10 protein-coding genes are annotated in these 11,666 nt (G+C 68.6%); 5 read left to right on the top strand and 5 right to left on the bottom strand.

Annotation, left to right across the window (positions count from 1 at the left end; all coding sequences use genetic code 11):
- Positions 1-16: 16 nt before the first annotated feature.
- The 5 genes from KY572_RS40740 to KY572_RS40720 form a co-directional block, all read right to left on the bottom strand.
- The gene (locus KY572_RS40740; RefSeq protein WP_224249144.1) at positions 17-1,387 is read right to left on the bottom strand and encodes a sugar transferase; all 1,371 of its coding nucleotides are present in this window, start codon (positions 1,385-1,387) and stop codon (positions 17-19) included.
- A gap of 95 nt (positions 1,388-1,482) precedes the next feature.
- Positions 1,483-2,220, bottom strand: coding sequence for a CpsD/CapB family tyrosine-protein kinase (locus tag KY572_RS40735; RefSeq protein WP_224249143.1), 738 nt, complete (start codon positions 2,218-2,220; stop codon positions 1,483-1,485).
- A gap of 32 nt (positions 2,221-2,252) precedes the next feature.
- Positions 2,253-3,662 carry a GumC family protein gene (locus tag KY572_RS40730; protein ID WP_224249142.1) on the bottom strand — a complete coding sequence of 470 codons (1,410 nt, stop codon included), beginning with the start codon at positions 3,660-3,662 and terminating at the stop codon, positions 2,253-2,255.
- Positions 3,663-3,687: 25 nt separating this feature from the next.
- Positions 3,688-4,830 (bottom strand): hypothetical protein, encoded by a 1,143-nt coding sequence (locus KY572_RS40725; protein WP_224249196.1) that lies wholly within the window; start codon positions 4,828-4,830, stop codon positions 3,688-3,690.
- 62 nt (positions 4,831-4,892) lie between these two features.
- Positions 4,893-5,465 carry a polysaccharide biosynthesis/export family protein gene (locus tag KY572_RS40720; RefSeq protein WP_224249141.1) on the bottom strand — a complete coding sequence of 191 codons (573 nt, stop codon included), beginning with the start codon at positions 5,463-5,465 and terminating at the stop codon, positions 4,893-4,895.
- 375 nt (positions 5,466-5,840) lie between these two features.
- On the opposite strand from KY572_RS40720, the gene KY572_RS40715 reads away from it, so the two are divergent.
- The 5 genes from KY572_RS40715 to KY572_RS40695 all read left to right on the top strand — a co-directional run bounded on the left by KY572_RS40715 (position 5,841) and on the right by KY572_RS40695 (position 11,658).
- Complete coding sequence (locus KY572_RS40715) at positions 5,841-6,035, top strand: hypothetical protein (protein WP_224249140.1); 195 nt, start codon at positions 5,841-5,843, stop codon at positions 6,033-6,035.
- Positions 6,036-6,225: 190 nt separating this feature from the next.
- Positions 6,226-8,124: a malto-oligosyltrehalose trehalohydrolase gene (gene treZ / locus KY572_RS40710; protein WP_224249139.1), complete on the top strand. Its 1,899-nt coding sequence runs from the start codon at positions 6,226-6,228 to the stop codon at positions 8,122-8,124.
- Positions 8,111-10,150 (top strand): amylo-alpha-1,6-glucosidase, encoded by a 2,040-nt coding sequence (locus KY572_RS40705; protein WP_224249138.1) that lies wholly within the window; start codon positions 8,111-8,113, stop codon positions 10,148-10,150. The genes treZ and KY572_RS40705 overlap by 14 nt, the downstream gene beginning before the upstream one ends.
- Before the next feature lie 101 nt (positions 10,151-10,251).
- On the top strand, positions 10,252-10,950 hold the full coding sequence (locus KY572_RS40700; protein WP_224249137.1) for a hypothetical protein: 699 nt from the start codon (positions 10,252-10,254) through the stop codon (positions 10,948-10,950).
- Between the two features lie 279 nt (positions 10,951-11,229).
- The gene (locus tag KY572_RS40695) at positions 11,230-11,658 is read left to right on the top strand and encodes an EVE domain-containing protein (RefSeq protein WP_224249136.1); all 429 of its coding nucleotides are present in this window, start codon (positions 11,230-11,232) and stop codon (positions 11,656-11,658) included.
- Positions 11,659-11,666: the final 8 nt, after the last annotated feature.

The following is an 11,666-nucleotide window of genomic DNA, read 5'->3' as shown; positions in this document are numbered from 1 at the left end:
CCTGCTCCAACTCCAACTACCTGGCTCCACGCGCCAGCAGCACGTGCCGCACCGTGTGGAAGATGATGCCGAGATCCAGGAAGAGCGACCCGTTCTTCACGTAGTACAGGTCGAACTCCAGCTTGTTGCGCGCGTCCTCCACCGAGGCGCCGTAGGGGTAGCGGATCTGCGCCCACCCCGTGATGCCCGGCTTGACGGCCTCGCGCAGCCCGTAGAAGGGGATCTGCTGCTTGAGCTGCTCGACGAACACGGGGCGCTCCGGCCGCGGCCCGACGAAGCTCATGTCTCCCACCAGCACGTTGATGACCTGCGGAATCTCGTCGATGCGCGTCTTGCGGATGAACCGGCCCACCCGCGTGACGCGGTCGTCATTGGCCCGGGCCCACACCGCGCCGTTCTTCTCCGCGTCGGTGCGCATGCTGCGGAACTTCCACAGCCAGTAGGACTTGCCGCCCAGCCCCACCCGCTCCTGCCGGTAGAAGATGGGGCCCTTGGAGTCCAGCTTGATGGCCAGCGCCACCAGCACCAGGACGGGCGAGGCCAGCACCAGCAGCAGCGACGCCACGAAGACGTCGAACGCCCGCTTGAAGGCCCGCCGCGTCGGCGACTGGGTCAGCTCGTCCGCGAAGGCGAAGTCGCTGGCGCGCAGGAACTGCACCGGGATGCGGCGCAGCACGCGCTCGCAGAAGCCGGTGGCGTCATACACCCACCGCCCGTCCAGCCGGCAGCGCAGCAGCGCGTCCACCCAGTTGGCGCCGCGCATGTCGTCCGCGGCCTGCACCACGTACTGGGCCTTGAGCCGCGCGGCCATCTCGTCCAGCGGCCCCACGCCCTCGCGGCGCGGATCCACCATGGCGACGACCTTGAAGGTGCCCTCGCCGCCCTCCTCGATGGCCTTCATCACCGCTCGAGCCTTCACGCCGTCCCCGACGAGGAGCACCGGCGAGGGCTCACCCACCAGGGCGTGGATGGCCACGCGCACCGTCAGCGTGCCGGCCAGGGCGCCCATCGCCCCGCCCAGGAGCGTGCCAGGCGGCAGCTGCACCGGGAACAGCATCGCCACCGCCAGCATGCCCGCGCCCACCACGGCCACGGTGACGCCGGCGGCCTTGAGGAAGCGGTAGCCGCGCTGGCGATCCTCGGCGGCCACTCGCAAGTCGTAGAGATCCAGCAGGTACAGCGTGAACTGGAAGGCCAGGACAAAGGCCGCGCTCAGCACCAGCAGCGTCGGCATCAGCGTCAGCAGCGGAGGACGTGTCCCAGCGGGAGAGAACATCCACGCGCAGCCCGCCGCGCCCAGGACGCAGGCCAGTGCGATCGCCGAGCTCTCCGCGAGAAAGAACGTGAGCTTCCTGGCAGAAAAATAGTGATGAAAGACCCGAAGCACGTGCACCCTCCAACCCACCCGCCCATTGAAACTTCCGAACCGCAACCGCCGCTCCCCCCGAACCCGAGGGGAGCGACGGGGTACCACCCCAGCCCTTACTTCTTGATGTAGTTCTTCAGGTACGGAGTGGTGTTCACCTCCGCCCCGTTCAGCACGCAGCCCAGGATGGGCGCGCCGCCCAGCTGCTCCACCGCCTGGTTGACCGCCTTGCCCGGCGTGACGTTGGCCCTCACCACCATGAGCACCCCGTCCGTCAGGTGGCTCAGGATGGCCGCATCCGCGAAGGGCAGCGTGGGCGGCAGATCGATGTACACCTCATCGAAGTTGTCGCGCACCGCCTTGAGGAACTGCTTCATCCGGCCGCTGGCCAGCACCTGCGTGGCATCCTCCGGCGTGCTGTCGGCCGGGATGACCGCCAGGCGCGTCGCGTTGAAGCGGCGCACCACATCCCGGACATCGCACTCACCGGCCAGCAGCTCCGCCAGGCCCGTCTTGCCGCGGATGCCCAGCACGGAGGCCACCTGGCTGCGACGCAGGTCCGCGTCGATGAGCAGGATGCGCCGCTCCGGGTTGGCCTTGGCCGCCGCCAGCGCCAGGTTCACCGCCGTCACCGTCTTGCCCTCGCCCGGCATGGCCGAGGTGAAGGCGATGACCTTCATCGGCTTCACCTCCCGCATCCGCTCCAGCCGGTAGTACAGGGTGCGGTACTGCTCGGCCGCGGCCGAGGCCGGGGCCGTCAGCGTCACCACCCGGCGATCCACTGCGTTCGGGTTGCCCGCCGACTCGTCCACTCGAGGAAGGAAGTTGCCCGCCCGCTCCATCGTCTGATCCATTGCCATCTCCCCTCAGCTTCCTTTTTTCAGCCTCAGTTCAACGTGGTCGGGGAAGAAATCCCGTTCCGCGTCGTCGACGAGGGCATCAACACCCGCTTCTCCGTCTTCCCCTGCATGTTCGGGACCACCGCCAGGACTGGCAGGGTGATCCGCTCGCGCAGCTCGTGGCCGTCGCGGATGCTGTCGTCGCGCATCTCGAGCACCACGCCGGTGAGCACGCCAGCGCCCAGGGCGATCAGCAGCGAGATGAGCAGGCCGCCAAAGCGATCCGGCCGGGCCGGGGTGGCGGGCACGCCCGCCGGAGAGATGACGTTGAACAGGCTCTTGGAGCTCTTGGCCTCCAGCTCCTCGGCGATCTCCGCCTCCACCCGGCGAGACACCACGCTCTGGTACTTGGTGCGGGCAATCTCATAGTCCCGGTTCATCACGCCCAGCTCGTGGGCCCAGCGCGGAGTGCTGTCCAGGCGCTTCTGGAACGTCTCGGCCTGGTTCTGCAGGTCCTTGATCTCCGTCTGGATGCTGCCGATGAGCTCGGCGACGCGGGCGCGCTCCTGGCGCTCGGCCACCATGCGGCCCTCGGCGTCCTTGCGCTTGGAGGACAGGGCGCCCAGCTCGTTCTGCAGGCGCTTCACCTCGGGGTGATCCTCCGTCCAAGAGGTACGGGCGGCGACCAGCTCCCGGGTCAGCCCGTTCTCCGCGGCCTCCAGGCGGCCCGCCTCGCTGTCGGCGGCGTTGCGAGCCCGGGCCAGATCCGAGCGCCGGGCCTCGGCCGCGCGCAGCTCCTCGGACTTGGTCTGCAGCAGGTGGCTCACGCGCTCCAGCCCGCGCATGTTCATCTCCAGCTGCTCGGGCAGCTCGCCCATGTGGTCCACCTTGAACTGGGCGATGCGCTTCTCCCAGGCGGACACGCTCTTGGCCAGCGCGTCCATCTCCTCGGTGAAGAGCTGGGTGGCGCGCGAAGCCTGCGCCTGGCGCAGCTTGAGCGTCTCCTCCGCGAAGATGGCCGGCAGGCGGTTGGCCACCTGCGACGCCACCTGCGGATCCCGGTTCGCGTACGTGAGCTCGAAGGCGTTCTCACCCTCGACCTTGATCGTGAGGTCCTTGCGCATCTGCGCCACCGCGGCCTCGATGCCCTTCTCCGACACGATGTCCGGATAGAGGTTCATCTCCTGGATGGCCTTCTCGAGCACCGGCCGGGCCATCAGCTCCTGGCGAACGGTGAGCAGGCGCTGTTCGATCAGCTCGCTCACGGTGCGCTGCACCATCTCCTCACTGGGCCGCTGAGGCTCCACGCGGACCACCGAGGACGCCTCGTACATGCTCGGCCGGGTCATCACGACGGCCGCTCCCACCGCGAACACCGCTGCTGCGATGGCCCCTACCAGGGCCTTGCGGCGCCACAGGGCCACCAGCACCTGGTCCGCCGTCATCCCACGCTCCATGTTCTGCTCCTCCTCCTCAGGTGCACTACCAAGCCGAGATCAACATCCGGACCGCAAAGACGTTGCGCGCCAGGTTCACCCCAGCCGCCGCGTCTCCCTCGCCCACCTGGGCGATGCGGTCCACGGCCCCCTGCAGCGTCAGGTACCGGTTGAGCCGGTAATCGACGCTGCCTCCCACTGCATAGCCCTGCGACACATACGGCGAGTCGTACAAGCGGAAGGCGCCCTCGCCCGGCGCACGACCGTTACGGAAGAAGCTGGCCGCGGCATTCGCGGTCAGCCGACTGCTGAGGCGCCGGCCCACCACCACCGACGCGTAGTCCGCCCACAGCGCGTTGGTGAAGCCGCTGGCACCCACCAGGTCATGCCCCACCGCCACGCCCAGATCGAGCAGCTCCCCTTCCCGAGCCAGCTCCACCGAGAAGCGAGGCAGCCACCCGGACTCTCCCTCGGGCGAGGTGTAGAGCACGGGCCCGCCGCGCACCGTCAGCGTCGTGGGCCGGGTCAACCGGTAGCGCAGGGCCGCGGAGGCGCCGTGCGCGTCGGAGAACTTCTCTCCGAAGATGAAGCCCTGGTAGCGATACTCGAGCCCCAGGGTCAGCCGCCGGGTGCTCCGGTACCAGGCCTCGAGCGAGGGCGTGTGGACGAAGCCGGGCTCGCGGCCCTCCTCGTACACCTTGGCCCCCTCGAAGGCGTAGTTGGCCCGGACATCCAGGCGCTGCGTGGCGCGATTCGAGACGGAGACCCGCGCCTGCCCGTAGAGCGTGGGCGACAGCGTGCGCGCCACTCCCTCGCGAGGCAGCGACGTGGGATCCGTCACCCGGAAGATGCGTCCGGTGAAGTCCAGCTTGAGCCGCCGGGACAGCGCGTGGCTCAACGACAGCCCACCCCGGTGGTCCAGCGTCGCGTTGCCCGAGCCGTGCCGCACGAGCAGGTCGGCCGCGTAGAAGGCCTCGCCCGTGGAGCGCGGATCCTTCAGCTCCAGCCCCAGCCGCGGAGACAGCTTGGTCATGAACTGACCACCGGTCGCGCCATCGGCGAGCCGGAAGTCGTCGTCGTAGCGCTCCTCCGCGGTGAACCGCAGCGAGGGATCCAGGACTTGTGCCGCCATCGCGGAAGGCCCGGCCAGCAACATGCACGCCGCCAGAAGCTTCCTCACGCCACCCATCATCGCCGCCCTCCTTGCACGCATCCCCGCCCCCTCGCCCTCGATTGCCCTCACCCGTCGCCTCACGGCACGACGATGGTGTCACCCGGGCGCAGGATGACGTCCCCGTTGCCGTCCGAGGAGATCAGATCGCTGTAGCGCACGGGGATCTTCCCGCCCTGGCCATCGCTGCGAATGACGGTGATGCCGTCCGAGTTCGCGAAGTCCGTGAAGCCGCCGGCCAGCGCGATGGCCTGCACCAGCGAGACGCGTCCGCGCAGCGGGTAGGCGCCCGGGTGGGTGACTTCGCCCGTGACGAAGATGCGGCTGCTGTTCACCTCACGAACGATGACGGTGACTCGCGGCTCCTGGACGTACGGCTGCAGCCGGCCCTTGATCTCCTCGGCCAGCTCGGTGGGCGTCTTGCCCGCGGCCAGCACGTCGCCCGTCATGGGCATGGAGATGTAGCCATCCGGACGCACCGGCAGCGTGCGGGACAGATCCGCGTCCCTCCACACCGCGACATCCAGCACGTCCTCGCGCCCGATGCGGTACGGCTGATCCGAGTTGTCCACCTTCATCGCCGGCTTGTGGGCGCACCCTGCCAGGAGCAGCACGCCCACCACCGCCCAGAAACTCGCCCGCGTCTTGCTCATTGTTCGCCTCTCCTCCATCCGTGTGTCCGCTACTCGCCCCCACGCCGTACTGGCGTGTTGAAGCGTTGTTCCTTCGGCGGGCTTGCCGTAGCACCGCGCGTGCCACGCTCCCCAGGAGAGGAAAACCAATGGATCGCGGTGGGTTGCGCGTTGCCCTCCCCAAAGATGCCTTGCGGTCCGGGAAAATTTTCCGGAACGCGACGTGCGATCCTCCCGTCGGTTTCCAAGGATCGGCACCCAGGGTGGGAAAAGGTTTTCCTTCCTTTTGCCTCGCGCCTTCCCTCCTGAAGCGCGCGAGCCCGGCACATAGATTGAAAGGACAGAGGCACGAGAGTGACGGGCGACGGGCCCCGATAGATGAGGAGGGTGGAAGAGATGAGGAAGGCGGCGGCGGCGATGGTGGCGGCGTTCATGTCGGGTGGCGTGGCGATGGCGGTGCTGGGCTCGGTGCTCGGCCCGCTCTCGGAGGCCGCGGTGCTGGGGCTGGTGGGCGCCAGCCTCTATGCCGGCAGCGCGATGCTGCAGGGCAAGCTGACGGCAGCTCCGGAAGGCCTGGCCAAGGAGGCCTGAAAAGCAGGGCAGCACCTGAATTTGTTACCGGCGGCGGGGGCCTCGCTCGAGAGGACAGAGGCCCTCCGCCACCCTCCGCCCGAGGAGCAGGCTCCCCAACGAGCGCCAGGAACGCTCGCCAGCGTTGCTTCACGTCGGGTCCGGTCGCCTCCAAGTTTCCGGCGACGCGTCACTTCTCGGGAGGGAGCCATTGGACTCCAATACGCCGTTCCAGCTCACCCTCGGTGCTCGGGTTCTCGGTGATGGAAGGACGCGCTTTCGCGTCTGGGCCCCTCGGCGGAGGAGTGTCGACGTCTGTCTGCACGATCCCAGCGGGCTGCGCTGCCTGCCGCTCGAGAGGACGGCGGGCGGCTACTTCGAGGGCACCCACGCGATTGCCGCGGGTGCCCTGTACAAATACCAGCTGGATGGCGGGGATACCTTTCCGGATCCCTGCTCGCGCTTCCAGCCCGAGGGCCCTCATGGCCCCTCCCGCGTCGTGGACCCGAGCCGCTTTGCCTGGTCCGACCGGGACTGGCGCGGCCTGGCCTCCATGAAGGGCCAGGTCATCTACGAGCTGCACGTCGGCACCTTCACGCCCGAGGGCACCTACGCGGCCGCGGCGGCGAAGCTGCCCCTGCTCGAGGAGCTGGGCGTCACGGTGGTGGAGCTGATGCCCCTGCACACCTTCCCCGGCCGGTACAACTGGGGCTACGACGGGGTGTCGCTCTTCGCGCCCTGCGCGGTGTACGGCGAGCCGGATGACCTGCGGCTGCTGGTGGACGAGGCGCACCGGCTGGGGCTCGGCATCATCCTGGACGTCGTCTACAACCACCTGGGGCCGGACGGGAACTACCTGTCCCAGTACTCCCAGGGCTACTTCAACTCGAAGTACCCCAACGAGTGGGGCGATCCCACCAACTTCGATGACGGGGAGGCGGCGGGCCCCTCGCGGGAGTTCTTCATCCAGAACGCCTGCCTCTGGGTGTCCGAGTACCACTTCGACGGGCTGCGGCTGGATGCCACCCAGAGCCTCTATGACGCCTCGCCCCGGCACATCGTCCGGGAGCTGGTGGAGAAGACGCGCGCCGCCGCCGGGAAGCGGAAGCTCCTCCTCATCGCCGAGAACGAGCCCCAGGACGCGCGGGTGATCACCCCGACGGAGCGCAGCGGGTACGGCGCGGACGGGCTGTGGGTGGACGACTTCCACCACTCGGCGCGAGTGGCCTCCGTGGGACGCTCGGAGGCGTACCTGATGGACTACCGCGGCACCGCCCAGGAGCTGCTGTCCTGCGCGCTGCGCAACTCGCTGTACCAGGGGCAGTACTACTCCTGGCAGAAGAAGCGCCGGGGCTCGCCGCTGCTGCGCACCCCGCCCGAGCAGATCGTCTTCTACCTGCAGAACCACGATCAGCTCGCCAACACGCTGCGGGGCCAGCGGCTGCACGTCGTGGCCGGCTACGCGAGGGCCCGGGCGCTGACGACGCTGCTGCTGCTGCTGCCACAGACGCCCATGCTCTTCATGGGGCAGGAGTTCTTCGCCTCCTCGCCCTTCCTGTACTTCGTGGACCACAAGCAGGACTTGCAGAAGCTGGTCCACAAAGGGCGCAACGAGTTCCTCTCCCAGTTCCCGAGCGCCCGCCAGGCGCTGGAGGTGGAGGGGCACGACGTGCCCATTGGAGAGCAGGCCTTCCGGGCCTCGAAGCTGGAGTGGGCCGAGCGGGAGCGGAACCGAGAGGCGCTGACGCTGCACCGGGAGCTGCTGCGCCTGCGCCGGGAGGATCCGGTGTTCGCGGCGCAGGACCCGAGCCGCATCGCGGGGGCGGTGCTGTCGCGGGACGCGCTGGTGCTGCGCTACTTCGGCAGCGGGCAGGAGGGCGACCGCCTGCTCCTGCTCAACCTGGGCACGGGGTTGGACCTGGAGCCGTGCCCGGAGCCGCTCCTGGCGCCGGAGCCGGGAAAAATCTGGCGGCTCCTTCTGTCTTCAGAGCACGTCCGCTTCGGCGGTATGGGCGCACCCGCACTCCCAGGGGAGGGCCGGCTGCGCGTTCCTGGACAGACAGCGCTGGTGCTCGCGAGCACCGAGGAGACCCCGCGTGAACCCCGTTGAGAATCCTGCCCCCGCCCTGCCCCGCCTGGGCTTTGACTGGACGAGTGGACCGGAGCTCTCGGACGTCATCAGCCGGGAATGGCTGGTGACGAACGGGAGAGGCGGCTATGCCTCCGGCACGGTGGCCGGCTGCAACACGCGCCGCTACCACGGCCTGTTCGTCCCCAGCCTGCCCAAGCGCGGCCGGGTGGTGCTGCTCGCTCGCCTGGTGGAGCAGGCGCAGGTGAGCGGCAAGCTGTACCTGCTCGGCGCCGAGGAGCACGCGGATGGGCATTCCGTCCAGGAGGGCGTGGCCACCCTGCGGAGCTTCCACCTGGACGGGCTCATCCCGGTCTGGGAGTACGAACTGGGCCCGTCGCGGCTGCGGCGGAAGCTGATGCTGGTGCACGGTGAGAACACCCTCTTCGTGCAGTGGGAGCACGTCTCGGGCCCCGAGGTGCACCTGCGGCTGCGGCCGTTTCCGGTGGCGCGGCCGCATGACGGGCCGATCGCCGGCACGGTGTCCGAACCCATAGTCCGCATCCAGGGGCAGCGCGTGGAGCTCCAGGCCACGGAGGACGCGCCTCGCATGCGGATGCGCCTGCACGCGAGCTGCGCGGTGCCCTTCGTGGCGCTGAGCCAGAGCTCGCACTCGCTGCTCTACCGGACGGAGCGGGCGCGCGGGTATGACCACACGGAGGTCCAGCACAGCCCTGGCTACTTCGAGTGCAGCGTGGCGCAGGGAGAGCCCCTGGCGCTGGGCGTCACGACGGAGGACTGGTGGGTGCTGGATCGCAACCCGCGGGAGACCTTCGAGCTGGAGCGGGAGCGCGAGCGCAAGCTGCTGGCGCGGGCTCCGGCGGAGGCCCACGCGGGAGTGCCCGCGCGGATGGTGCTGGCGGCGGACCAGTTCATCATCGACCCGATGCGCCCGGCGGATGATGCCTGGGCGCGCTCGATCGGCCAGGACGCGCGCAGCGTCATCGCCGGCTACCACTGGTTCACGGACTGGGGGCGGGACACGATGATCTCGCTCGAGGGGCTGGCGCTGTGCACGGGACGGTACCGGGAGGCGGCGGCCATCCTGCGCACCTTCCAGCACTACGTGAAGGACGGGCTGATCCCCAACTACTTCCCGGACGGAGAGAACGATGGCGTGTACCACACGGCGGACGCCACGCTCTGGTTCTTCCACGCGGTGGACCGCTACGTGGAGACCACACGAGACACGGAGCTGCTGAAGGACATGTTCCCCACGCTGGCCAGCATCGTGGAGCACCACCTGCGAGGCACGCGCTTCCGGATTGGCGTCGACCCGGCGGACGGGCTGCTGCGGCAGGGCGCGGAGGGCTACCAGCTCACGTGGATGGACGCCAAGGTGGACGGCTGGGTGGTGACGCCCCGGCGCGGCAAGGCGGTGGAGATCAACGCGCTCTGGTTCAACGCGCTGCGGCTGATGGCCACCTGGGCCGAGCGGCTGGGCAAGGACGCGACGCCCTACATGGGCGCGGCGGAGCGGGTGTACGGCAGCTTCAACAAGCGCTTCTGGAACCCGGCCGGCAACTGCCTGCTGGACGTGGTGGATGGCGAGGGCGGCAAGGACGATCCGGCCATCCGGCCCAACCAGGTGTTCGCGATCTCGCTGCGCCATCCAGTGCTGCGGCGCGAGCGGTGGGAGGCGGTGCTGGAGGTGGTGCGGCGGGATCTTCTGACCCCAGTGGGGCTACGCAGCCTGGCGCAGGGACACCCGGACTACAAGGCCAACTACGACGGGGACCTGCGGGCGCGAGACGCGGCCTACCACCAGGGAACGGTGTGGGGCTGGCTGATCGGGCACTACATCGACGCGACGCTGAAGGTGAACCCGGACATCAAGGCGGCGCGAGCGCTGCTGCAGGGGCTGGAGCACCACCTGGAGCACGCGGGCGTGGGGCAGATCAGCGAGATCTTCGACGCGACGGAGCCCTACCGGCCGCGCGGGTGCATCGCGCAGGCGTGGAGCGTGGCAGAGGCGCTCCGGGTGTTCCTGAAGACCCACGTCGCCTGAGGCCCCCCTCCTGTCTCTGACTGGCATCCGGTAGACTCCGGTGGTTCTCAGCCGGAGTCTCCTGGACCATGCAGCTCTCCTGTGAAGTCTGCCAGTCACCCTTGCGACCAGAGGATGTGCGCCTGGACCTGGCGGTGGCGAAGTGCCACTCGTGCAACGCGGTCTACGATCTGTCGGGCCGGAAGGCGCGAGGGCTCGCCCCTCAGACGCAGGACAAGCCCAAGCTGGTCCGGCCCAAGGCGCCGCTCCCGGAGAAGTTCAAGGTGGAGGAGGCGGCCGGCAGCACCGTCATCTCCTGGCGGTGGTTCAGCTTCGTCCACATCTTCCTGATCTTCTTCTGCATCGCGTGGGACTCGTTCCTGCTCATGTGGTACGGCATCGCGCTCACGGTCGACGATACGCCGATCATCATGGTGATCTTCCCCGTCGCCCACGTGGCGGTCGGCGTCGGGCTCACGTACTACACGCTGACGGGGCTGGTGAATCGCACGCGGATCGAGGTGGGCCGCAACCAGCTCAGCATCCGCCACGGTCCCCTGCCCTGGCCCGGCAATCGGGATGTTCCGGGGCGACAGTTCACCCAGCTCTACGGCGTGGAGAACGTCCGGACGAACAAAGGGAATCAGACGTACACGTACGAGCTCAAGGCGGTGGAGCGCTCGGGCAAGACGGTGACGCTGCTCAGCGGCCTCACCGAGAAGAACCAGATCCTCTATCTGGAGCAGACGCTGGAGCGCCGCCTGGGCATCGAGGACGAGCCCGTGGAGGGCGAGGTCGCTATCCGCACCACGGCCGCGTGAGCATGAACCTGAGCGAGGCACTCGATCAGCACGATCCTCTCATCCAAGGAAGCCGCGATCAGTGGAGCAGGCCTGAAGATCACTGACCATCACTCGCCCAACCCCTGAGGGGGCCATCAGCTCAAGCCCCCTGTCGGCCGGAGTGGTTGCGAACTGGTATGACAAGCATACCAGTCGGTGGCGTTCTCGCCCGACACGGGCACCGGGGCCAGGCTGAAGGGGCTTGAAGAGCCTACACAGGGCTCGCGTCTCCCTACCGTATGGGTAGAGTGCGCCGCCATGGCGAAGACCCAGTACTGGCTGATCAAGAGTGAGCCCTCCGTCTACCCGTACGCCCAGCTCGAGAAGGAGCGGAAGACCGACTGGACTGGCGTGCGCAACTACGAGGCTCGCAACAACCTCCGGGCCATGAAGCCCGGCGACCTCTGCCTCTACTACCACTCGAACGAGGACAAGGCCGTCGTCGCCGTGGCCCAGGTGCTCACCGCCGCCGGCCCGGACCCCACCGCTCCCGGCGAGGACTGGGCCTCCTTGGAGGTCGGCCCCGTGGTCGCCCTCCAGCAACCCGTGGAGCTGGCCACCATCAAGAAGACGGCTGCGCTGAAGGACATCCAGCTCATCACCCGCAGCCGGATCAGCGTGGTCCCCGTCAGCGCCCAGCACTTCAAGCTCATCCTCAAACTCGGGAAGACGACACTCCCGAAGTGAGTGGTAGA

The sequence above is a fragment of the Hyalangium gracile genome (genome assembly GCF_020103725.1).
GTDB lineage: Bacteria > Myxococcota > Myxococcia > Myxococcales > Myxococcaceae > Hyalangium > Hyalangium gracile.
The sequence above is the reverse complement of the archived record's forward strand: the minus strand, read 5'-3'. Positions and strand labels throughout refer to the sequence as shown.